The 23,401-nt window shown below is 65.2% G+C and carries 21 protein-coding genes; 5 read left to right on the top strand and 16 right to left on the bottom strand.

From position 1 onward, the window contains the following. Nucleotides 1–189 precede the first annotated feature (189 nt). From FOY51_RS09185 to FOY51_RS09175, 3 genes are read left to right on the top strand one after another with little or no spacing between them, the layout of a single operon-like run. A complete protein-coding gene (locus FOY51_RS09185) occupies nt 190–2,802 on the top strand; it encodes a DEAD/DEAH box helicase (protein WP_149429901.1) in 2,613 nt (870 codons plus the stop codon). Continuing rightward, nucleotides 2,799–3,566 carry an SWIM zinc finger family protein gene (locus FOY51_RS09180; protein ID WP_187776249.1) on the top strand — a complete coding sequence of 256 codons (768 nt, stop codon included), beginning with the start codon at nt 2,799–2,801 and terminating at the stop codon, nt 3,564–3,566. The genes FOY51_RS09185 and FOY51_RS09180 overlap by 4 nt, the downstream gene beginning before the upstream one ends. Before the next feature lie 27 nt (nt 3,567–3,593). Beyond that, nucleotides 3,594–4,079, top strand: coding sequence for an SRPBCC family protein (locus FOY51_RS09175; RefSeq protein ID WP_149429900.1), 486 nt, complete (start codon nt 3,594–3,596; stop codon nt 4,077–4,079). Between the two features lie 10 nt (nt 4,080–4,089). Here the strand turns inward: FOY51_RS09175 and ppc are convergent, their stop codons facing one another. The 9 genes from ppc to uvrC all read right to left on the bottom strand — a co-directional run bounded on the left by ppc (nt 4,090) and on the right by uvrC (nt 15,419). Next, the gene (gene ppc / locus FOY51_RS09170) at nt 4,090–6,852 is read right to left on the bottom strand and encodes a phosphoenolpyruvate carboxylase (protein WP_149429899.1); all 2,763 of its coding nucleotides are present in this window, start codon (nt 6,850–6,852) and stop codon (nt 4,090–4,092) included. Between the two features lie 55 nt (nt 6,853–6,907). Further along, nucleotides 6,908–7,141: a preprotein translocase subunit SecG gene (gene secG, locus FOY51_RS09165; protein WP_149429898.1), complete on the bottom strand. Its 234-nt coding sequence runs from the start codon at nt 7,139–7,141 to the stop codon at nt 6,908–6,910. Between the two features lie 95 nt (nt 7,142–7,236). Next, on the bottom strand, nt 7,237–8,022 hold the full coding sequence (gene tpiA, locus FOY51_RS09160; protein WP_149429897.1) for a triose-phosphate isomerase: 786 nt from the start codon (nt 8,020–8,022) through the stop codon (nt 7,237–7,239). Nucleotides 8,023–8,026: 4 nt separating this feature from the next. After that, entirely contained in the window at nt 8,027–9,238 is a 1,212-nt protein-coding gene (locus FOY51_RS09155) for a phosphoglycerate kinase (RefSeq protein WP_149429896.1), read from the bottom strand. A 3-nt stretch (nt 9,239–9,241) separates the two neighbouring features. Further along, nucleotides 9,242–10,261, bottom strand: coding sequence for a type I glyceraldehyde-3-phosphate dehydrogenase (gene gap, locus FOY51_RS09150; protein ID WP_149429895.1), 1,020 nt, complete (start codon nt 10,259–10,261; stop codon nt 9,242–9,244). 73 nt (nt 10,262–10,334) lie between these two features. Continuing rightward, nucleotides 10,335–11,312, bottom strand: coding sequence for a DNA-binding protein WhiA (gene whiA, locus FOY51_RS09145; protein ID WP_187776248.1), 978 nt, complete (start codon nt 11,310–11,312; stop codon nt 10,335–10,337). Next, nucleotides 11,309–12,406, bottom strand: coding sequence for a gluconeogenesis factor YvcK family protein (locus FOY51_RS09140; RefSeq protein ID WP_149429893.1), 1,098 nt, complete (start codon nt 12,404–12,406; stop codon nt 11,309–11,311). The genes whiA and FOY51_RS09140 overlap by 4 nt, the downstream gene beginning before the upstream one ends. Then, the gene (gene rapZ, locus FOY51_RS09135) at nt 12,403–13,359 is read right to left on the bottom strand and encodes an RNase adapter RapZ (protein WP_149429892.1); all 957 of its coding nucleotides are present in this window, start codon (nt 13,357–13,359) and stop codon (nt 12,403–12,405) included. Before rapZ ends, FOY51_RS09140 begins: the two co-directional genes overlap by 4 nt. Before the next feature lie 20 nt (nt 13,360–13,379). Further along, nucleotides 13,380–15,419 carry an excinuclease ABC subunit UvrC gene (uvrC, locus tag FOY51_RS09130; protein ID WP_149429891.1) on the bottom strand — a complete coding sequence of 680 codons (2,040 nt, stop codon included), beginning with the start codon at nt 15,417–15,419 and terminating at the stop codon, nt 13,380–13,382. Nucleotides 15,420–15,481: 62 nt separating this feature from the next. On the opposite strand from uvrC, the gene ggt reads away from it, so the two are divergent. Further along, on the top strand, nt 15,482–17,464 hold the full coding sequence (ggt, locus tag FOY51_RS09125; RefSeq protein WP_149429890.1) for a gamma-glutamyltransferase: 1,983 nt from the start codon (nt 15,482–15,484) through the stop codon (nt 17,462–17,464). A gap of 80 nt (nt 17,465–17,544) precedes the next feature. Then, complete coding sequence (locus FOY51_RS09120; RefSeq protein WP_149429889.1) at nt 17,545–18,138, top strand: dihydrofolate reductase family protein; 594 nt, start codon at nt 17,545–17,547, stop codon at nt 18,136–18,138. Nucleotides 18,139–18,142: 4 nt separating this feature from the next. Here FOY51_RS09120 and FOY51_RS09115 read toward each other — a convergent pair whose 3' ends face one another. From FOY51_RS09115 to FOY51_RS09085, 7 genes are all read right to left on the bottom strand, one after another. Next, nucleotides 18,143–18,805: a TetR/AcrR family transcriptional regulator gene (locus FOY51_RS09115; protein WP_149429888.1), complete on the bottom strand. Its 663-nt coding sequence runs from the start codon at nt 18,803–18,805 to the stop codon at nt 18,143–18,145. Between the two features lie 56 nt (nt 18,806–18,861). Then, nucleotides 18,862–19,305, bottom strand: coding sequence for a PH domain-containing protein (locus tag FOY51_RS09110; protein WP_149429887.1), 444 nt, complete (start codon nt 19,303–19,305; stop codon nt 18,862–18,864). Next, nucleotides 19,302–19,799, bottom strand: coding sequence for a 6,7-dimethyl-8-ribityllumazine synthase (ribH, locus tag FOY51_RS09105; RefSeq protein ID WP_149429886.1), 498 nt, complete (start codon nt 19,797–19,799; stop codon nt 19,302–19,304). The genes FOY51_RS09110 and ribH overlap by 4 nt, the downstream gene beginning before the upstream one ends. Beyond that, nucleotides 19,796–21,049, bottom strand: coding sequence for a bifunctional 3,4-dihydroxy-2-butanone-4-phosphate synthase/GTP cyclohydrolase II (locus FOY51_RS09100; protein ID WP_149429885.1), 1,254 nt, complete (start codon nt 21,047–21,049; stop codon nt 19,796–19,798). Before FOY51_RS09100 ends, ribH begins: the two co-directional genes overlap by 4 nt. A gap of 115 nt (nt 21,050–21,164) precedes the next feature. Then, complete coding sequence (locus FOY51_RS09095; RefSeq protein WP_149429884.1) at nt 21,165–21,773, bottom strand: riboflavin synthase; 609 nt, start codon at nt 21,771–21,773, stop codon at nt 21,165–21,167. A gap of 6 nt (nt 21,774–21,779) precedes the next feature. Further along, the gene (gene ribD, locus FOY51_RS09090) at nt 21,780–22,814 is read right to left on the bottom strand and encodes a bifunctional diaminohydroxyphosphoribosylaminopyrimidine deaminase/5-amino-6-(5-phosphoribosylamino)uracil reductase RibD (RefSeq protein ID WP_149429883.1); all 1,035 of its coding nucleotides are present in this window, start codon (nt 22,812–22,814) and stop codon (nt 21,780–21,782) included. A gap of 44 nt (nt 22,815–22,858) precedes the next feature. Beyond that, the gene (locus FOY51_RS09085; RefSeq protein ID WP_214633083.1) at nt 22,859–23,365 is read right to left on the bottom strand and encodes an Lrp/AsnC family transcriptional regulator; all 507 of its coding nucleotides are present in this window, start codon (nt 23,363–23,365) and stop codon (nt 22,859–22,861) included. Between the last annotated feature and the right edge of the window lie 36 nt (nt 23,366–23,401).

The following is a 23,401-nucleotide window of genomic DNA, read 5'->3' as shown; positions in this document are numbered from 1 at the left end:
CGACCACGATGTCATCCCGCGCCGCCATGCTGCGTGGCATTCGCTGTAGCGCTCCACGGTGATCGCCTTCCGTTCGGTCCCACTTGTCCCTCTTGTCAGCTTTGACGTGCGCGGACGCAATTCGGTTCCAGTCGAATTCTTTCGCGTACGCTGTATTGGGTAAATTGGACGATCGCGACAAGGGAGTGCATGCCCGCCCAGCTCAGCTTCATCCCAGCCGATCCGCCACGTGAATCCCAACTTGCTCGTTGGGGCGACGGAGCGGGTACCGACCGAATCGACGTGGTGGCCGATCCGGGCGTCGCACCTACCGGCGTCGACGCCACAATGCTCGCGGTAGCGGCGACCGACGCGACCGCGAGCGAGTCGGCGGCGTACTGGCGCCACGCTCACCGCCTCGCGCTGGTCTTGCTGGCAGAAGGCCGGGTCCGGCCAACGGTGACCGCGGCCGGATTCGCAGCGTGGCGCGTCGGCGGCCTCGACGTCGCGAGGCGCCTCCTGATCGCGGAGACCGCGGCCGCAATGCCCGCCGAAGCACGGGCGATACCGATCGACGCTGTCGATCCGCCGCTACTGCACTCGTCGCACAGGCTGTTGCGCGACTATCTGGACGCGGTGGTGGATTCCGTCATCGGCACGAATTCTATTTCGGCAGAACATCTTCGGCAGTGGACAGAGCTGGCCGAACACTCGGAGGCCGAGCCGCTCCCTCTTGCGCTCCGCATCGATCACGACGAAACTTCCGGCACCTTCGCGCTGACCGTCCTGGTCCACGACGACGGTCGAGTTCGGTCGTTGGACGATGTCTGGACCGGGACCGATCCAGTCGTGCGAGCGCGGGCCATGAGCGCGCTGCGCGACGCCGAGCGGGTCTGGCCGACGCTCGGGGCTGTCCTCGACGACCACGCGCCCGGATCTGTGGTCATCGGCGACGCGGACGTGAGCGAATTGCTTGCAGGTGTCGCCCAGCAATTGGGCACGCTCGGCGTGGACATCCATTGGGAACGGCATCTGCTGCACACCGCGGTTGCCCTCCACCAGCGTGCCCTCCACCAGGGCAGCTGCTCGACCGACGAAAGTCTCGGGTTCGAGTGGCGCATCGTTCTCGATGGATCGGTACTCACCGAGGCCGAGACCGCCGAACTTGCCGCTGCCACCCGGCCGTTAGTCCGGCTTCGCAACAGCTGGGTGCTCGCCGCGCCATCGACAGTGCAACGTGCCGCACAGAAGCAGTCCGAGACTGTCTCCGCGCTGTCGGGTGTGGCCGCCGCGCTCACCGGAACCATCGAGGTCGATCACGCACCCGTTCGCGTGATCGACTCCGCGTGGTTGGCCGACCTGAGGCAGCGCCTCTCGGCCCCGGTCGAGCCGATTGCCGTGCCTGCGAACCTGCAGGCGACGCTGCGGCAATATCAGGAACACGGCTTCGCGTGGCTGGCACGGATGACCGCAATGGGGCTGGGCGTCTGCCTCGCCGACGACATGGGCCTCGGCAAAACGGTCACCGTCATTGCGCTGCATCTGCATCGGCAGCTCGACGCCGATACCGCGGGCCCGACGCTGATCGTCTGCCCGGCATCACTGATGGGCAACTGGGAGCGCGAGATTCGCCGGTTCGCACCCGGCACACCTGTCTATCGCTTCCACGGTGCAGGCCGACAGGTGGATTCGACGACGACTGGCTTCGTCCTGACCACGTACGGCACCGTCGTACGTTCGGCGCCCACAGCGGTGACGTGGCAGCTCATGGTCGCCGACGAAGCGCAGTACATCAAGAATCCGTCGTCCGAGTCCGCACGCGCACTGCGCGATGTCACCGCGCGCGTTCGGGTTGCCTTGACCGGAGCACCCGTCGAGAACAGCCTGACCGACCTGTGGGCCATCCTCGATTGGGCGAGCCCCGGCCTACTCGGCGACCGCGCGCAATTCCGCCGGACGTATGCACGCCCGATCGAAGAACGCCGCGATCCGATCGTCACCGAGCGACTCACGCGCGTGATCCGTCCGTTCGTCCTTCGGCGTCGCAAGTCGGATCCGGGTATTGCACCCGAGCTACCGACGAAAACCGTGACGGATCAAGTCGTTTCGATGACTCGCGAACAGGCAGGACTGTATCGGGCGGCCGTCGACGAGGGCTTGGCCGCCGTTGCAGAGACCACCGATATCACTCGACGGGGCCAGATCATGGGACTGCTGACCGCGTTGAAGCAGATCTGCAATCATCCAGCGCAGTACCTGCGCGAGTCGGATCCGGTGATCGAGGGCCGATCGGAGAAGTTGGACCTGGTCGACGATCTGATCGACACCATCATCGCGGAGGACGGTGCCGTCCTGATCTTCACGCAGTACGTGGCGATGGCACGGCTACTCGAACGGCACCTCGAATCCCGTGGCGTCGCAACGCTGTTCTTGCACGGTGGCACGGCTGTTTCGGAACGCCAGGCGTTGGTCGATCGGTTTCAGGCGGCGGCCGCACCGGTGTTCCTGCTCTCCCTCAAGGCAGGTGGCACCGGGCTCAATCTCATGCGCGCCGATCACGTCATCCACTACGACCGGTGGTGGAATCCGGCCGTCGAGGCGCAGGCGACCGATCGCGCCTACCGGATCGGCCAGACCAAGCCCGTGCAGGTGCATCGCATGCTCACCGAAGGGACCATCGAAGATCGGATCGCAGCGATGATCGCCGACAAGTCAGATCTTGCCGACTCGGTGCTGAGCGACGAGAAGTCCGTGATCGCGACGCTGTCCGGCATGTCTAACGACGTCCTGCGCGACTTCATCGAGCTGAAGGAGCAGATGTGACTACAGCGCAGGGCTTTTCGGCGTTCGCGCCGAGCAGACGTGGCGGCACGTTCGCTCGCTCGTGGTGGGGCCGCGCGTGGATCGGCGCCATGGAAGACACGGCGTTGGACTTGGGTCAGCTGAAGAAGGGTCGCAAACTGGCGAAAGCCGGGGTTGTCGGCCCGATCACGGTGTCGCCGGGTCTGATCTCGGCAACCGTCGAGGACGGCGAGCAGTACTCGGCGCGCCTGCTCGTCCGCAGGTTCGACGAGGGGCGTTGGACGCAGCTCGAGACCCGCATCGCCGAGCGGGCCGCACACCTCGCGGCACTGTTGGACGGCGACCTACCGCGGGACCTCGCCCAGACCACGGCCGATCTAGGCATGGACCTGATACCGACGTTGGGCGACATCGATTCCGAATGTGGTTGCGATGGTTGGGAATTGCCGTGCAGGCACGCCGCGGCCATTGCCTATCAGGCAGCGTGGCTTGTCGACGACGATCCTTTCTTGGTTCTGCTGATCCGGGGCCGGGGACGCGACGATCTACTCGCGCGACTTCGAGACTCCGTTGGCGCAGTTGACGATTCGCGAACGGAGGCGGCACGGCAACTCGGGGTCCCCGCCGCTGCCGTCTACGCGCGGATTCCGGGTCCACTCCCCCGCCTGCCTGCCCCCGAGGCCTTCCCCGACATCGGCTTGCCCGACACCGCCGATGCAGGCGTACGAGCTGTCCATCGGTTGGTCGAGTCGGCAGCGCGACGAGCGCGCGACATGTTGCAATAGCAAGGTGACCCGATCATCGAGAGCACTGTGACACCGACGTCGAGCCTCGGCGAAGTCCGACCGGAACACGACCGCGACGCGGGCAGCGATCTGGTGCTCGTGCACTACGTGCGAGCGTTCGCGCTGCCCGTCGTCGATCTGTGGGAGCGCATCACCGAGGCAGACAAGGTGCCCGACTGGTTCGGGATCATGACTGGCGACCCGTTCGGCGGCACGGTCGCGATCCACACCGACGACGACTGCCGGCGCGAAACCATGACGGTCCGGATCGACAACTGCTTGTCGCCGCACGAGCTGGACGTGACCATCGACGGTGGCGTGCTGGAATTGCGTTTGAGCCAGGTGGGCGTCGTCACCACGCTCGAGGTGATCCGCCGCCACCTGCATCCGAGCGAAGTTGCCGAGGTCGGCCCCAGGTGGCAGTACTATCTCGACCGCCTCGAAGCGTCGATAGCGCGGGTACCACTGCCCACCTGGGCGGACTACGCCGAATTGCCTGCCGAATATCGATAGGCGCGGTTACCTACCCGCTGTTCTGCAACGCCGTTGCGAGGCCGTTCATGGTGAGCAGGATCCCGCGCTTCACCGATTCGCGATCGTCACCCGCGCGGAACTGCCGGAGCAACTCCACCTGCAGGTGATTGAGCGGCTCCAGGTACGGGAAGCGGTTGAACACCGAACGCGCGACCGCTGGGTTGTCCTTGAGCAGGTCGTCGGAACCGGTGATGGCCTTGTGCATGCGGATGGTCCGATCGAACTCGTCGGTGATCATGCCGAACACCTTCTCGCGCAACTCGACATTCGGCACCAACTCCGCGTAGCGAGCCGCGAGACCGAGGTCGGCCTTGGACATGACCATCGCCATGTTCGACAGCACCGTCTGGAAGAACGGCCACTTCTCGTGCAGGTCGGCCAGTTTCGCGAGTTTGGCGTCGTCGCCGTCGATCCAGCCTTCGAAGGCAGACCCCACTCCGTACCAACCCGGCAGCATCACCCGCGACTGGCTCCACGACATCACCCAGGGGATGGCGCGCAGGTCGTAGACGGAGTTGGTCGCCTTGCGCGATGCCGGTCGGCTGCCGATGTTCAGTTCGCCGATCTCGGCGACCGGCGTCGACAGCCGGAAGTACTCCACGAAACCGGGCGTCTCGTGCACCAACTCGCCGTAGGAAACCCGAGCACGCTCGGCGAGGTCGTCGAGAATCGCGTAGGCGGGTTCCGCACTCGAGCCGAGACCTTCGACGTCGAGCAGCGTCGACTCGATGGTGGCCGCCAGCAGAGTCTCCAGGTTTCGTTTGGCGCGACGCGGCTCGGCGTACTTGGCCGCGATCACCTCACCCTGCTCGGTGATGCGCAACGAGCCGGTGACCGCACCCACCGGCTGGGCCAGGATCGCGTCGTAGCTCGGGCCGCCGCCGCGACCGACGGTGCCGCCGCGACCGTGGAAGAGCCGCAACCGAATTCCGCTCTTGCGCGCGGCGTCGACCAGATCCAGTTCGGCACGGTAGAGCGCCCAGTTCGCGGCCAGATACCCACCGTCCTTGTTGGAGTCGGAGTATCCGAGCATCACCTCTTGGTTGTCGCCGCGCGCACGAACCAGCGCGCGGTAGATCGGAATGTCGAGTGTCGCGAGCAGGGTGGTCGCGCCCTGCTGCAGGTCTTCGATCGTTTCGAACAGCGGAACGACCCCGATCGGCGAATACGGCGCTTTTCCGTTTCCGGGATCGAGGATGCCCGCTTCCTTGAGCAGCACTGCCGCCTCGAGCATGTCGCTGACCGAGGTGCACATGCTGATGATGTAGTTCGGCACCGCGCCCGGACCGATCGTTCGAACCGCGTTGGCCGCGGCACGCGTGATCGCCAATTCCTTCGTGGTGAGCTCGCTGAACGTCGCATCGGGGCTCGACAGCGGCCGCCTCGTCGCCAGTTCGGCTGTGAGGATCTGCACCCTGTCGTATTCGGGGAGCGACTTGTAGTTCGGATGCACGCCCGCCCAGGCGAGCAGTTCGGCCATCACCTCTTCGTGAACTTCGGAGTTCTGTCGTAGGTCCAGGCCTGACAGGTTGAATCCGAAAGTCTCCACCGACTGACGCAGGGTGGCGAGGCGGTCGTCGGCGACGATCTGGTCGCCGTGGCGTCGCAACGACGAATCCACGATGTCGAGGTGATCCAGCAGTTGCTGTGGAGAGTCGTAGGGTTCGGCATCGGCGCGGACCGCGTCGGCGGGGAGGTCGTCGAGGAACCGCTCCGCAGTTGCGGTGAGTCGGGTCCGCACACCCCACAGCGCGCGGCGGTAGGGTTCGTCGGCCCGGAACGCTGACTGCTCGCCTGCCGCGTCCGCCAACTCGTCGAGGGCGTAGGTCACCGACACGAGCCGCGCCGACATGGACAACTCTTGCTCCAGGATGCGCAGCTCGGTCAAATAGTGCTCGAGCGCGACGAAGGCGGCACGGTGGATGGCAGCGTGCACCACTTCTGCGGTGACGAACGGGTTACCGTCCCGATCGCCGCCGATCCACGAGCCCGGTCGCAGGATCGGCGTCGGTAGCAGATCGGCGTCGGGCCAACGCTTACGCAATTCCGCCCGCAATTCGGCGTTGATCTTGGGCATGACCTCGAGCAGGGACATCTCGTAGTACCGCAGCCCCACTTCGATCTCGTCCTGAATCCGCAGCCGCGACAGGCGAATCAATGCGGTCTGCCACAGGGTCAGAATCTGCCGCCGCACCTGAACGTTGACCTCGGCCAGCTCGGCCTCGTCCAGATCGGTCCGCTCCCGGAATCGCATCAGATCGGTGATCCGCCGCTGCGTTTCGAAAACGGTGCGACGACGCGTCTCGGTCGGATGCGCCGTGATGACCGGCGCCACCAGCGCATCTTTGAGGAGATCGGCCACCGTCGCCGAATCGATCTTCGCGGCATCGAGCTTGGCGTAGGTGGCGGCAAGGCTGCTGTCCTGCGGCGCCTCGCCAGCACGGATGTGAATCGCGCGGCGACGCTCACGGTGAATGTCTTCGGCCAGGTTGGCGAGCAGCGAGAAGTGGCTGAAAGCACGGATAACGGGGATGGCAGTCCCGATCTCGATGCCGTCGAACAATGTTGCGAGTTCGCCCCGCTCGATCTCCGATCGCCGCAGCCGAAACGACTCGACACGCGCCTTCTCGACGAGCGCGAAGACGTCGTCGCCCTCTTGTTCACGGACCAGTTGTCCGAGGATTCCGCCGAGAAATCTGATGTCTTCGCGGAGTGGTTCTGTTGCGGCACGGCCGGGGTCAGTCGCAGTCATCGCAAGAGTATGGCGGGTCCCCGTTACCGCTACATGACCCAGGTCACTCGAAACTTCAGCTGAACTTGATCTCCAGGCCGATTCCGAGGATCGCGATCAGCCAGACAGCTGCCGTGAACAGCGTGATGCGGTCGAGGTTCTTCTCCACGACGGTGGACCCGGACAAGCTGGACTGGACACCGCCACCGAACAGACTGGACAGACCGCCGCCCTTGGCGCGGTGCAGGAGCACCAGCAGCACGAGCAACGCGCTGGTGATGACCAGCAAGATATCCAGGAACAGTTCCATTTTTGCCCTTTAGGTCGAGTACATAGACAACCTTGCCCACTTTACAGGCGACGCCGTTTCTTGCAGACACCGTGTTCTTGCAGACACCGTGCCGATCAGGGCAGCGGGCCACCGGCGGCGATGGCGGACAGTGTGGCGAATTCGTCACCCTTGAGCGACGCTCCTCCGACGAGGGCACCGTCGACGTCGTCCTCGGCCACGATCTCGCCGACGTTCTTGGCGTTCACCGAACCGCCGTAGAGCACGCGAACACCGGCTGCGACCTCGTCGTTCGCCAGCGTCGCCAACTCCGCACGCACAGCTGCACATACTTCTTGCGCATCCGACGGCGTCGCTACGCGCCCGGTTCCGATCGCCCACACCGGCTCGTAGGCAACGACGACCTTCGCGATGTCGTCCGCCGACAAGCCCTTCAACGAGCCACGCAATTGCTCGAGGTTGTGCTCCACCTGATTGCCGGCCTCGCGAATCTCGAGGCCCTCACCGATGCAGACGATCGGCGTGAGGTCGTTCTTCAGCGCGGCCTTGGTCTTCGCCAACACGGTGGCGTCGTCCTCGCCGTGCAGCGTGCGCCGCTCGGAGTGGCCGACAACCACGAACGTGCAGCCCAGCTTGGCCAGCATGGAGCCGCTGATCTCGCCGGTGTACGCACCGGAATCTTGGGCCGAGACGTCCTGCGCACCGTAGGTGACGAGCAACTTGTCGCCCTCGACCAACGACTGCACGCTTCGGATGTCGGTGAACGGCGGAATCACCGTCACGTCCACCTTGTCGAAGTACTTGGCGGGCAACGAGAACGCGATCTTCTGCACCAGAGTGATGGCCTCGAGGTGGTTGAGGTTCATCTTCCAGTTGCCCGCGATGAGCGGCTTCCGTGCCATTTACTCAGGACTCCAGAACGCTGAGGCCAGGCAATTCCTTGCCCTCCAGGTATTCCAACGACGCGCCGCCGCCGGTCGAGATGTGGGAGAAGCCGTCGTCGGGCAGTCCCAGTGCACGCACGGCCGCAGCCGAATCGCCACCGCCGACCACACTGAACGCACCCTTGCCGGTGGCACCGACGATTGCTTCGGCAACCGCGCGGGTGCCTGCCTCGAACTTCGCGAACTCGAACACGCCCATCGGGCCGTTCCAGAAGACCGTCTTGGCCGCACCGAGCACAGCACCGAATCGCTTCGCCGACTCGGGACCGATGTCGAGGCCCATCCAGCCGTCCGGGATCGCCTCGACGGCAACCGTCTTGGCTTCGGCATCCGCCGCGAACTTGTCCGCGACGACGACGTCCTTGGGCAGGTGAATCGTGTCCGCGAACCGGTCCAGCAGGTCCTTGCAGGTGTCGATCATCTCGTCCTGCTTCAACGAGTTACCGACCGAATGACCTTGTGCCGCAAAGAAGGTGAAGCACATACCGCCACCGATGACCAATGTGTCGACCTTCGGCGCAAGAGCCTCGATGACCGCAAGCTTGTCCGAGACCTTGGAACCACCGAGCACCACCGCGTACGGCTGCTCGGGGTCCTGCGTCAGCTTGGCCAGCACGTCGACTTCGGCCGCAACCAGGTTGCCCGCGTAGTGCGGGAGCAGCTCGGCGACGTCGTAGACAGACGCCTGCTTGCGGTGCACCACGCCGAAACCATCGGAGACGAACGCTCCGTCGTCGCCGACCAGTTCGACGAGCGCCTCGGCGAGTTTCTTGCGCTCGGCGTCGTCCTTGCTGGTCTCGCGCGGATCGAAGCGGATGTTCTCCAGCAGCAACACATCGCCGTCGGTGAGGCCCTCCGAGCGGGCGAGCGCATCGCCGCCGACAACATCGCCGGCGAGCTGAACGTTGCGACCGAGTTCTTCACCGAGCTTGGCCGCAACGGGTGCCAGCGACAACGCCGTATCCACGGCGCCTTTGGGTCGGCCGAGGTGCGCGGTGACGATCACCTTGGCACCTGCTTCCGCCAGCGCCTTCAGCGTCGGCGCCGATGCGATGATGCGGCCCGGATCGGTGATCTGACCGTCCTCGAGCGGGACGTTGAGGTCGGAGCGCACCAGCACGCCCCGACCTTCGACACCTTCATCGAGCAGGTCTTGGAGGGTTTTCACCGCCACGATCTACAGCGACTTCGCGACGAGGCCGACGAGATCGGCGAGACGGTTGGAGTAGCCCCACTCGTTGTCGTACCAGGAGACGATCTTGACCTGGTCCTCGATCGCCTTGGTGAGCGGCGCATCGAAGATGCTCGAAGCCGGATCGGTGACGATGTCGCTGGACACGATCGGATCTGTGTTGTACTTGAGGATCCCCTTGAGCGGACCCTCGGCTGCAGCCTTCATCGCGGCGTTGACGTCGTCGGCGCTGGCCGACTTCTTCAGCTGCGCGGTGAGGTCGGTGACCGAACCTGTCGGGATCGGGACACGCAGCGCGTAGCCGTCGAGCTTGCCCAGCAGCTGCGGGAGCACCAGACCGATGGCCTTGGCCGCACCGGTGCCGGTCGGGACGATGTTGAGGGCGGCTGCGCGGGCGCGACGGAGGTCGCTGTGCGGTGCGTCCTGCAGGTTCTGATCCTGGGTGTACGCGTGGATCGTGGTCATCAGGCCCTTGACGATGCCGAACTCGTCGTCGAGCACCTTGGCGACGGGGCCGAGGCAGTTGGTGGTGCACGAGGCGTTGGAGATGATGTTCTGGCTGCCGTCGTACTTGTCGTCGTTGACGCCCATCACGATGGTGATGTCTTCGCCCTTGGCAGGCGCGGAGATGATGACCTTCTTGGCGCCGGCGTCGAGGTGACCCTTGGCCTTGGCAGCGTCGGTGAAGATGCCGGTGGACTCGACGACGACGTCGACACCCAAGTCGCCCCACGGTAGTGCCGACGGCCCTTCGCGCAGCGAGAGCGCCTTGATCTTCTGGTCACCGACGACGATGGTGTCGTCACCCTCGAGCGACACGTCGTACGGAAGCCGACCCAGAATGGAGTCGTACTTCAGGAGGTGCGCCAGCGTCGCGTTGTCGGTGAGGTCGTTGACGGCAACGATTTCGATGTCCGTCGTGCCGAGCGCCTTCTGCGCGTCGACAGCCCTGAAGAAGTTACGACCGATACGGCCGAAGCCGTTCACGCCTACCCGGACCGTCACAGTTTCGCTCCTTGCTCGTTTCGTGGGATTCGCGTATCACCTTAGCCCGCGCGGGCCTGGCGACTCGAAGTGGTCAGGCCTCGTCAAGCAGGTCTGCGGTGACTGCCGACTCGGTATCCGGGATGCCGGTGTCCTTCGCCCGGCGATCCGCCATCGACAGCAGCCGACGGATGCGACCCGCTACGGCGTCCTTGGTCATCGGCGGGTCGGCGAGTTGGCCGAGCTCTTCCAACGACGCTTGACGATGCGCGACGCGCAGAGTTCCCGCCGCCGCGAGATGGTCGGGAACGTCGTCGCCGAGAATCTGCAGCGCGCGCTCCACACGGGCGGCTGCGGCAACAGCGGCACGGGCCGAGCGGCGCAGATTGGCATCGTCGAAGTTGGCAAGGCGATTCGCCGTCGCGCGCACTTCGCGACGCATCCGCCGCTCCTCCCAGGTGAGCCTGGTGTCCTGCGCACCCATCCGTGTCAGCAGAGCGCCGATGGCCTCGCCGTCGCGAACGACGACGCGATCGGTGCCGCGAACCTCGCGCGCCTTCGCAGCGATGCCTAGCCTTCGAGCCGCCCCGACCAGCGCCAACGCCGCTTCCGGCCCGGGACAGCTGACCTCGAGCGCCGACGACCGGCCGGGCTCGGTCAACGAACCATGGGCCAGAAATGCCCCGCGCCACGCTGCTTCCGCGTCACCGACCGTTCCGCCGACCACCTGTGCGGGGAGTCCACGCACAGGCCGGCCACGCACGTCGAGCAGACCTGTCTGCCGTGCCAGCGCCTCGCCCTCCTTGGCGACGCGCACCACATAGCGCGATGTCTTGCGGAGTCCGCCCGCACCGAGCACATGAACATCGGAGCTGTAGCCGTACAGCTCGAAGATCTCGCGCCGCAATCTGCGCGCGGTCGATCCGAGATCCACCTCGGCCTCGACTACCACCCGTCCCGCCACGATGTGCAAGCCCCCGGCAAACCGCAACAGAGCGGACAGTTCCGCGCGACGAGCGCTGACCTGAGTGACGGTCAATCTGCTGAGCTCGTCCTTAACCTCAGCTGTCATCGCCACGTGGCGCCCTCCTTCGTCATCGTCTCCACCCCTGGGTCGTCCGCGCCCGCTCGCGGATTCATCGTTTGCTGCGCATCGATCAACTGCTCCAGTACCGCGGCGAGCTTGCCCGTGTGGTGCTTCTGCGTCCCCGGCTCGGATACGTCGGCGAACGTAATCACCGCACCGAGTTTGTCCGCGGCCCGCGCAAGATGCTCCCGCTCCCTGCCTTCCGGTACCCAGCCCGAATCGACGATCACGTGATCGACCGTGAAAGCGGGCGCGTGTTGCGACAGTACGTGGAGGTGTCGCTCTGCGGAGAATCCCGCGGTCTCCCCCGGCTCCGCGGCCAGGTTGAGAACCAGCACCTTGCGCGCCCGAGTGAGGAGGAGAGCGTGATGCAACTCGGGAACGAGTACGTGCGGAATCACACTGGTGAACCAGGACCCGGGGCCGAGTACCACCATGTCGGCATCGTCGATGGCGGTGATCGCATCGGAACACGCGGGTGGATCCGACGGGATCAATCGCACCCTGCGAACCTTGCCGGGCGTCGTCGCGACAGCGACTTGGCCGCGAATGCAGCGGCTGACCCGCGGGTCGGCTTCGAGCCCGGAGACGTCGGCTTCGATGTCGAGCGCGATCGGCGACATCGGGAGCACCCGACCGCTGATCTTGAGCACCTTGGCCAATTCGTCCAGTGCCGCAACGGGATCCCCGAGCACCTCGGTGAGCCCGGCGAGAATCAGGTTTCCGACCGAATGGCCTGCCAACGCGCCGGTACCGCGGAAGCGATGCTGCACCGTGTCGGTCCAGACCTGCGTGTCCGCACCCGGATCGGCGAGGGCAGCGAGCGCCATCCGAAGGTCCCCGGGCGGAATCACACCGAGCTCGGACCGCAGCCTGCCCGATGATCCGCCGTCGTCGGCGACCGTCACCACTGCGGTCACGTCGGAACTCAGTCTGCGTAACGCGCTCAGGGTCGCGAACAAGCCGTGCCCACCGCCGAGCGCGACGATCGCAGGGTTCGACCGAACTGCGTCACCTTCGACCCGCGTCAATTCCCCCTCGCTCCGCTCGACCCCAAAATCCTGTTCCGCGTTGGTCATTCGCGCCCCAGATCTCGGTGGACCACCCGAATCGAGTGGTCCTTGTCGTGGCTCAACAAGTCGGCCAACGCTTCCGCCATCGCAACACTTCGGTGTTTGCCGCCGGTGCAACCCACCGCAATGGTCACATAGCGCTTTCCCTCCTGACGGTATCCGCTCGTCGTCAACTCGACCAGATGATGTCCGGTCGACAGATAGTCGGCAGCTCCATCGCGCGACAGTACGAACTCGCTGACCACGGCCTCCTGCCCAGTGTGTTCCCTCAACTCCGGCAGCCAGTGCGGATTGGGGAGGAAACGCACATCGAGGACCATGTCCGCATCGATGGGCACGCCGTATTTGAATCCGAACGACTGAATCGTCAGCTGCATCACCTGTGGGACGTCACCGCCGAAGGCGTCTTCGATCCGTCGACGCAACTCGTGGATGGAGAGTGCCGTGGTGTCGATGACCAGATCGGCGGCGGCCTTCACCGGCGCCAACCGATCGCGTTCGGTGGCGATGCCCTCCGACAGCGTGCCGTCGACGCCCTCGCTCTGCAGCGGGTGCCGCCTGCGCACATGACCGAACCGACGAACCAGTACTTCGTCGGATGCCTCCAGAAACATCACCCGAGTGCGAACCGAGCGAGTGTCGAGGTCGTCGATGACCTCGGTCAGATTGTCGGTGAAGAAGCGGCTGCGGACGTCCATGACCACCGCGAGCCGGCGAATGGGCGGCGTCGATTCCAAGCCCAGATCGATCATGCGGGGGATCAACTCCGGCGGCAGGTTGTCGGCGACGTACCAGCCGAGATCCTCCAACACTTTGGCCGCGGTGCCACGCCCCGCACCGGACAGGCCGGTCACCACGACCACGTCGACACCGCGATCGTCCTGCGCCTGCTGATTCACGTGGCCGCCCTGTTCCGTGTCGATTCCGCTACCTCCAAGCAACCCTAGTGCTGAACGCATGCCGATCGCGACCGGCTGATTCAGTGAGCATCAGCAGGGTCTGCCTTGTCTTCGGCGCCCAAGGCAGCAAGGACGGCTTTGGCTGTCCCGACCCCGATTCCGGGGACCTCGACGATCTCCTCCACCGTCGCGTCCTTCAGCCGAGCGACCGACCCGAAATGCATCACCAACGCGGTGCGGCGAGCCTCGCCGAGGCCGCGAACCGAGTCCAAAGCCGATGCAGTCATGCGCCGGGATCGCTTGCTTCGGTGGAAGGTGATCGCGAAGCGGTGCGCCTCGTCGCGGATGCGTTGCAGCAGATACAGCGATTCGCTGGTGCGCGGCAGAATCACCGGATCGACCTCGCCGGGCACCCACACTTCCTCCAGGCGCTTAGCCAGCCCGATCACCGCGACGTCGGTGATGCCGAGCGCGTAGAGCACCTCGGCGGCCGCGGCCACCTGCGGTGCGCCACCGTCGACGACGAACAGGTTCGGCGGATACGCGAACTTGCGCGGCCTGCCGGTCTGCGGATCGATCGCGGCGTCGGACGTCAACTCCGGGCCGTCCTCCAACACCACCGTCTTCTCGCCGTTGGCGAGATCGCCCGTGCCGAAGTCGCGACGCATCCGCATGAACCGCCTGCGGGTCACCTCCGCGATACTCGCGACGTCGTCGGAATGCCCGTCGCCTGCGGCTTCCCTGATCGCGTAGTGGCGGTAGTCCGATTTGCGGGGCAGCCCGTCTTCGAACACCACCAACGACGCGACGACGTCGGTGCCCTGCACGTGGCTGATGTCGATGCACTCGATACGCAGGGGCGCACTGTCGAGATCGAGCGCTTCCTGGATGCCTTGCAGTGCAGCAGATCTGGATGTGAAATCGCTGGCGCGCTTCAACTTGTGCTGGGTGAGCGCGTCCATCGCGTTGCGCTGCACGGTTTCCGACAGCGCCTTCTTGTCGCCGCGCTGCGGTACGCGAAGCTGGACAGCAGAACCACGCAGTTCCGACAACCAGGCCTGCACTTCGTCGGCGTTCGGCGGCAGCACCGGGACCAGCACTTCGCGCGGTACCACGGCGGGCTGCTCGTCGTCCTGACCCGCAAGCGCGGCCTGCTCGCCGTAGAACTGCGTCAGGAACTGCTCGACCAGAATCGGCAGATCGCCGTCCGGTGTGTCGGCAACGCCGGGTTCGATTGCCTCTCCGGCCTTCTCGATCACCCAGCCACGCTGTCCGCGCACACGTCCACCACGGACGTGGAACACCTGAACTGCGGCTTCGAGCTCGTCGGTGGCGAACGCAACGAGGTCCGCGTCGGTACCGTTGCCAAGGACCACCTGCTGCTTCTCCAAGGCCCTACGCAATGCGCCGATGTCGTCGCGCAAGCGAGCGGCAACCTCGAAGTCCAATCGTTCCGATGCTTCGCGCATCCGAACCTCGAGGTCGCGTACCAGCCGATCGGTGCGGCCTGCGAGGAAGTCGCAGAAGTCGTCGACGATCTTTCGATGCTCTGTTGCCGAGACCCGGCCGATACACGGCGCCGAGCACTTGTCGATGTAGCCGAGCAGGCACGGCCGCCCGATCTGGTTGTGCCGCTTGAACACTCCGGCCGAACAGGTGCGAGCGGGAAATACCCGCAACAGCAGGTCCAGCGTCTCGCGGATGGCCCAGGCATGGGCATAGGGGCCGAAGTATCGGACACCCTTGCGGCGCGGACCGCGGTAGACGAACAGCCGCGGGTACTCCTCGTTGAGCGTCACCGCGAGCACGGGATACGTCTTGTCGTCGCGGTAGCGGACGTTGAACCGTGGATCGAATTCCTTGATCCAGTTGTATTCGAGCTGCAGCGCCTCCACTTCGGTGGACACGACCGTCCACTCGACGGCGGCGGCGGTGGTCACCATCTGGCGAGTCCGGGGATGCAGCGACGTGATGTCGGCGAAGTACGAATTGAGCCTGCTGCGCAGACTCTTCGCCTTTCCCACATAGATCACGCGGCCGTGCTGGTCCCGGAATTTGTAGACGCCCGGTTCCACCGGAATGGTGCCGGGGGCTGGGCGATACTTGGCGGGATCTGACACGCCCCCAGGTTAGTCGTGCCATCCGACTATCCCGACCCGCCGCAGATTGTTAGCGTCGATAGATGATCCCCGTGAACAGGATGCGTTCCGGTTACCGCGCCGCACTCGCGGCGACTTTCTCGCTCGGATTGTTGGCGGGCTGCACGACCGACAGCGGTTCGGATTCCGCTGCGCCGAGCAGTTCGACCGACTCAGCGAACGCGTGCGCCGAGGTGCCGAACGGGACGCCGGTGGCGTCGCCGCCCTCCCCCGGATCGCCGCCGACGAACTTGTCGACGAACCCGGAGATCGCGACCGGCTACCGAACGAATATGACGCCCGTTCGGACCGCGTCGTACGCGGCCTCGACGGCCAATCCGGTATCGACGAAGGCTGCCTGCGAGGTACTGCGCGACGGTGGCACGGCAGCCGATGCACTGGTGGCCGCTCAGATGGTGCTCGGGCTGGTCGAGCCGCAGTCGTCCGGGATCGGCGGCGGCGCTTTCCTGGTGTACTACGACGCCGCGAAGAAGTCGGTCGATGCCTACGACGGTCGCGAGGTGGCGCCGAAGTCGGCTACCGAGAACTATCTGCAATGGGTGGACGACGCCGACCGCACAGTGCCGAAACCGAACGCGCGCGCGAGTGGCCGGTCCATCGGCGTCCCCGGTGTCCTGCGGATGCTGGACATGGCGCACAAGGACCACGGCAAGGATCAGTGGAAGGACCTGTTCGACCCGGCCATCACGCTTGCCGACCGCGGCCTCACGATCAGTCCGCGGATGGCCGAGCAGATCGGCGAATCCGCGAAAGACCTGGCGGTCGACGACGCCTCGCGCGCCTACTTCCTCAACCCGGACGGATCACCGCGCGCCGCGGGGACCACCCTGACCAATCCGGCGATGGCGAAGACGCTAGGCGCTATCGCGACCGACGGCCCGGACGCGTTCTACACCGGATCGATCGCCAAGGGCATCGTCGACGCGACGGCGACGACGTCCGGTGGTCGCACACCCGGTCAGATCACCCTCGACGATCTCGCGTCGTATCAGGCGAAGAAGCGCACCGCGTTGTGCACGGCCTATCGCGATCACGAGATCTGCGGAATGCCGAGCCCCTCTTCCGGTGGTACCGCCGTCGCGTCCACGCTGGGAATTCTCGAGAACTTCGACTTGGCCAAGTACAAGCCGAGCACACTCGACCGCAACGGCGGGCTGCCCACCGCCGAGGGCGTCCACCTTGTCACCGAAGCCGAGCGACTTGCCTACGCCGACCGCGACAAATACGTCGCGGACACGGATTTCGTTCCGCTGCCGGGTAATTCGACCGACACACTGCTGAACCCGGACTACCTGAAGAAGCGGGCGGGACTGATCGACACCGGCAAGAGCATGGGTACCGCACAGCCCGGGGACTTCGGCCCGGTACCGCTCGGCGTGCAACCGCAGGACAAGGAGCACGGCACCAGTCACCTCTCGATCGCCGACAAATACGGCAACGTTGCCTCGATGACGACGACGGTCGAGTCGGCATTCGGCTCGTTCCACATGACCGACGGTTTCGTGTTGAACAATCAGCTCACCGACTTCTCGGCGACGCCGACCGGTCCCGACGGCCAGTTGCTCGCCAATCGGGTGGAACCGCAGAAACGTCCGCGTAGTTCGATGTCGCCCACCTTGGTGTTCGACCGCACTCCGGACGGCAAGCGCGGCGACCTGCAATACGTCACCGGCTCCCCCGGCGGATCCGTCATCATCCAGTTCGTCGTCAAGACGTTGGTCGGCATGCTCGATTGGGGGCTCGATCCGCAGCAGGCCGTGTCCGCCGTGGACTTCGGGGCCGCCAACTCCCCTGCAACCGGTGTCGGCGGCGAACATCCAGGCATCGACGTCGCGAACGACGGTGCGGGCGATCCATTGGTTCAACAGCTCCGCGCGCTCGGCCACCAAGTGTCCGTGGCGCCGCAATCGAGCGGGCTCAGCGCGTTGAAGCGCGACGGCGACGGCTGGATCGGCGGTGCCGATCCCCGCCGCGAAGGTGCTGTCATGGGCGACACCGTCGGGTGATGTAGAGAATCGCGTGGCTGCTCCGACCCTGTGGTGAGCGCCGACAACGGCGACGGAAACCACCGAACAAGGAGCCCATCATGTCCACAGTCATCGCCAACATGTCCATGTCCCTCGACGGCTACATCGCCGACCGCAACGACGGCGTCCAGGAGCTGTTCGAGTGGTACACGGCCGGCGGCGACGTCGCCGTAGACACCGGGAACGACGACGTGAAGTTTCGGACCTCGGACGACGACGCGGAACTGGTGCAAGAGACCTTCCCCAGCGTCGGCGCCTTGATCTCGGGGCGTCGCCTCTTCGACCTCACCGACGGCTGGGGCGGTCGGCATCCCGTCGATGCGCCCGTGTTCGTCGTGACCCACACAGCGCCGGTGGCGTGGCCACACCCGGACGCACCGTTCACGTTCGTCAGCGACGGGGTGGAAAGCGCAGTCGCACAGGCGAAAGCAGCTGCGGGCGAGAAGACCGTCGCAATTGCCAGTGCCGACATCACGCGTCAGTGCTTGGACGCCGGCCTCGTCGACGCGATCGCTGTCGACCTGATCCCGGTACTACTCGGTGACGGCATCCCGTTCTTCGCCAATCTGGCGTCGGCGCCGATTCGGCTGGAGAACCCGACGGTGCGCAAGGGCAACAGAGTCACGCACCTTGTCTACAAGGTGTCCAAGTAGTCGATCATCCCAGCGGCCGGGCTGCGGGCAGTCCCGTAGCCATCACCGTCAGCGCGCGGCTGACGGCGGAAAGGAAGTCCGGGCACAGTGCGCCGAGGCCCGGCTCCCGTCGGTAGAGCTCGACCAGTGGCGGCGGCGGATTGGACACGGGGTAGTACATCGCCGCGAATCCCGTAGCAGCAGCGACGAGTTCGATCGATTCGCTGACCGACAGCAGCGGATACGACCGCGAGATCTTCGTGCTCAGGCCGATGATCGTGGAGTAGACGGTGATCTTGTAGGCCCGCGCCGCCGCTACGGAGATGTTGTGTTCCAAATTGGTCGTCGTATGCCCCAGCAGGTCGCAGAATTGCGGTCGCTCGAGCAAGGTGTATGCGAGCGCGTAGACAACCGCGTCCTGGTTCATGTCGTCCGTCAGGCGATCGGCGACAGCATCGGTCCACTCGGTCCACCCAGCGCCGGCAAGAACGAGATAGATCTCTTCCCGAGAACCGAAATAGCGGACCACGTTCGACTTGGCCAAACCCGCGGCCCCGGCGACGTTGGACAGGCTCACGTTGCGCACACCGGAGTCGGCGGCAAGGACACGTGCCGCCTCGAGGATCACTTCTCGCCGCCGCTGTTTCTGTTCCGGCCGCCGGGCACGAATGAAGTCGGGCTCCGACATAGTGCCCAAGCATACGATCGGAGCAGACGTGGCGGCAGTCCTATGTGGCGGCGGTCCTAAACAGCGGTGGAGTACTTGGCACCGAGCGCGCGGAAACGCCGCACCGCGTCGACCGCGCGCTCGCGGTCGTTCGCCTGGATTGCCAACACCGGCACATATTCGTCGTCGGGCAATTCGATACGCGCCCATGCCGCACCGTCGGGGAACGTCAGACCACGGACGACGCTCCAGTCGAGTGTCTTTTCGCTGAAGGCATTGCGCACTCGGACACCGGCGGCATCGGCACGCAATCGAGGTCGGGCCAGCAAGGACACTCCACCGGCGAGCAGGAGGCCGAGGAAGACCATCGCCACCTGGTCGGAGGGCCGGAAATACACGCCGGTTCCAGTGCCGCGCAACAACACCGCGCTGACCGTGAAGACAACGATCAGGAATACGGCGATACCCAACGCGAATCGCGCTGTCTTTCGGGATCGGACGTCGAGCTCGTATTCGCTCATCGGAAGGTCTGCTCCGTCCAGGGTTGGCGGAGATAGCGCAGTGTCATCGCCGCATCGATCGCGGCCATGGCGGCCTGCTGGCCCTTGTCTTCGGCGGAACCCGGCAGACCTGCCCGGTCGAGTGCTTGCTGTTCGGTGTCGGTGGTCAACACTCCGTTGCCGACCGGCGTCTCCTCGTCCAGCGAAACGCGAGTCAACCCGGCGGTGACGGCGTCACATACGTACTCGAAATGTGGTGTGCCACCGCGGATCACCACCCCGAGCGCAACCACCGCGTCATGCGAGCGAGCCAGTAGCTGCGCCACCACCGGCAACTCCATCGCGCCTGCGACGCGAACAAGTGTCACATCGTCGATTCGCGCATCGGCAGCAACGCGCTGTGCGCCTGCGATGAGAGCGTCGCAGATCTCGGTGTGCCAGCGGGCCGCGACGATGGCGACCTTGATGTCCTTGGCATCGCCCAATTGCAGCGACGGAATGCCTTCGCCGCTCATCGAGCGGTGCCGGCATCGAAGTCGTCGAGGCCGATCAAGTCGTGGCCCATTCGATCGCGCTTGGTGCGCAGATAGGTCAGGTTTTCCGCGTTGGCACGCACCGGCATCGGGACCCGCTCGGTGATCTGCAGGCCGTAGCCGTCGAGACCCACGCGCTTGGCCGGATTGTTGGTCAGCAGCCGCATCGAGGTGATGCCGAGGTCCACCAGGATCTGGGCACCGATGCCGTAGTCGCGGGCGTCGGCAGGCAGACCCAACTCCAGGTTCGCGTCGACGGTATCCGAACCCGCATCCTGCAGTTGGTAGGCCTGCAACTTGTGCAACAGACCGATCCCGCGGCCCTCGTGTCCACGCATGTAGAGCACGACACCGCGGCCTTCCTGCGCGACCAGATCGAGTGCGGCGTCGAGTTGCGGGCCACAATCGCACCGCAGGGAGCCGAAGACGTCGCCGGTCAGGCACTCGGAGTGCACGCGAACCAGAACGTCGCTGCCCTCGCCGTCCTCGCCCGGAATGTTGCCGCGGACCAGTGCGACGTGTTCGACGTCGTCGTAGATGCTCTGATAGCCGACAGCGCGGAACTCGCCGTGTTGGGTGGGGATGCGCGCTTCCGCGACCCGGACCACATGCTTCTCGTTCTTGCGGCGCCAGCTGATCATGTCGGCGATCGAGATCAACGCCAGGTTGTGTTCGTCGGCGAACACGCGCAGCTCGTCGGTCTGGGCCATGTGGCCCTCGTCCTTCTGGCTGACGATTTCGCAGATCACGCCCGCCGGGCGGAGGTCGGCCATCCGAGCCAGATCGACGGCGGCCTCGGTGTGGCCGGGGCGGCGCAGGACACCGCCTTCTTTCGCGCGAAGCGGGACGACGTGGCCGGGCCGGGTGAAGTCGTTGGCGCCCGTGTTGGGGTCGGCCAGCAGACGCATGGTCGCGGCCCGGTCGGAGGCGGAGATGCCGGTGCCGATGCCTTCGCGAGCGTCGACGGTGACCGTGTACGCGGTGCCGTGCTTGTCCTGATTGGTTGCGTACATAGGCGGGAGGCCGAGGCGATCGCAATCGTCGCCTGCCAGCGGAACGCACAGGTAGCCCGAGGTGTAGCGGACCATGAACGCCACGAGTTCGGGGGTGGCCTTCTCCGCTGCGAAGATGAGGTCGCCCTCGTTCTCACGATCCTCGTCGTCGACAACGACTACCGCTTTACCAGCGGCGATGTCGGCGATTGCTCGCTCGATGGTGTCGAACCTGGTCACGTCGCTGCGCTCCAAAGTCTGCGAATTCGTCCCGGATCGCGTCCGGGCGGCATTCGTCGAATGCCTGTCAACACTAATCTTCCTCTCCCACGGCGTCGGCCGCGGTCCGGTTCGATCAGCCCCGTGCAGCAAGCCGCTCGACGTATTTGGCGATCACATCGACCTCCAGGTTGACCGGAGTTCCGACAGCGGCGGTGCCGAAGGTGGTCAGCTCGCGGGTGGTCGGAATGAGGGAAACCTCGAAGTAGTCGCCGGTTTCGGCCTCCGCGCCGAGCGCCGAGACGGTCAGCGAAATTCCGTCGACGGTGATCGAACCCTTCTCGACGACGTACTTGGCAATGTCGTCCGGCAATGAGACGCGAACCACTTCCCAACGCTCGGACGGTGTGCGCGACACGATCGTTCCGGTGCCGTCCACATGCCCCTGGACGAGGTGGCCGCCGAGCCTGCTGTTCAGCGCTGCCGCCCGTTCCAGGTTGACGGCGCTGCCGACGTTCAGCGCTCCCAAGCTGGAGCGATCGAGCGTCTCGGCCATCACGTCGGCGGTGAAGGAGCCACCGTCCAGCACGTCGACCACGGTGAGGCACACGCCGTTGACCGCGATGGAATCGCCGTGACCGGCATCGGATGTCACCAGCGGGCCGCGGACGGTGAATCGTGCTGCATCGGTCAGATCTTCCTTCGCGACAACTTCGCCGAGCTCTTCGACAATTCCGGTGAACACTTTTCGTTACTCCTCTGTCGGCGTATCGGCTGGGACCAGGCTCAGCAGTAGATCCTGTCCGATCGTTTCCACACGCTCCCTACGAAACCGCAACGCCTGCTCGATATTCCCGACGCCAGCGCCTTCCAGCGCTGCGGAGCCGGTACCCAACAGGACGGGTGCGATGTAGGCCAGTATCCGGTCCACCCGCCGGGCGGCAAGGAAGGCGCCAGCCAATTTCGGTCCGCCTTCGAGGAGGACGTCGGTGTATTCGGACAACGCGTCGACGATCTCGTGGGGGTCGCGGCTGCGGATGTGCACGGTCGGTGCTGCGTCGTCCAGGATGCGCGAGGTTTCGGGAATGTCGCTCATGCCGACGACGATGCGCACCGGCTGATGGTCGGCGAGTTCGCCGCTGGGCAGCCGCGCTGTGAGCCATGGGTTGTCGTAGAGCACGGTGCCCGTCCCGACGACGATCGCGTCGAGTTGTGCACGTTCGGCGTGCACGCGGGCGCGGGCGAGTGGACCGGTGATCCACTGACTCGTGCCGTCTGCGGCAGAACTGCGGCCGTCGAGGCTGGCAGCGAACTTCCAGGTGATGTGCGCGCGGCCGCTGTTCTGTTTGTGCAGCCACGCGCGCAGCGGGCCTGCGGTGACGTCGTCTTCCAGAAGACCCTGGTGGGTCTCGATGCCTGCTTCGCGAAGCGTCGCGGCTCCCCCGCCCGCTTCGGCGCCCGGATCGCCGACCGCGAAATACACGGCGGCGACGCCGGCGTCGATCAGTGCGCCGGTGCACGGCGGCGTACGACCGTGATGGTTGCAGGGTTCCAACGTGACGACGGCAGTGCCGCCGCGCGCCCGGTCACCCGCCTCGCGGAGCGCCATCACCTCCGCATGTGCACCACCGACGGGTTGGGTGGCGCCGATGCCAACGGTGTTGCCCTCGGCATCGAGAATCACTGCGCCGACAGGTGGATTGGGGTTGGTGGTGCCGCGAACCTTCTCCGATGCCGCGACAGCTGTGCGTATTGCTGCTTCGAGCGCGGCTGGGGTTGGAGGCACATCGAAACTGTAGACGGTGTAGGTGCAGGCCTATGGCTCCGGAGTCAGCAGTCTTGATATGGACCGACGGCATTCGTCTCGTACGCTCGGAGAACCAATGATGTTGTCACGGGGCCGAATCGGGCAATGCCATCGACGATCGTCTCCAGCCGTTCGGAATCGCGCGCACGAACGTCGATCAGAAAGCAGTCGTCGCCGGTCAACCGGAAGACATTCGCGATCTCGGGCAATTGTGCAAAGTGTTCTAGCGCGGCAGCAATTCTGGCGTGTGTTGTCCGCAACCGAATCACGGCGTGGATGTTCAGGCCGAGTTTGCCGTGGTCCACAACTGCCCGGTAGCCGCTGATGACTCCCGACTGCTCCAGTCGCTTGATGCGCGCGGAGACCGCCGGCTGGGACAGATTGATCCGCCGACCGAGTTCTGTGACACCGAGGCGACCCTCGACCTGGAGAATATCCAGGAGCTTGTAGTCGATCGAGTCCAATGAGTCCGAGGTCTCGAGCCCGTTTCGCTTTCCATTCATCGCCACCGAGTGCGTCTGCTCGATCATCAGCACATAGTGACATGCGTAATGAATTGCTACCTG

The sequence above is a fragment of the Antrihabitans cavernicola genome (genome assembly GCF_008297975.1).
Classification (GTDB): Bacteria; Actinomycetota; Actinomycetes; order Mycobacteriales; family Mycobacteriaceae; genus Antrihabitans; species Antrihabitans cavernicola.
The sequence above is the reverse complement of the archived record's forward strand: the minus strand, read 5'-3'. Positions and strand labels throughout refer to the sequence as shown.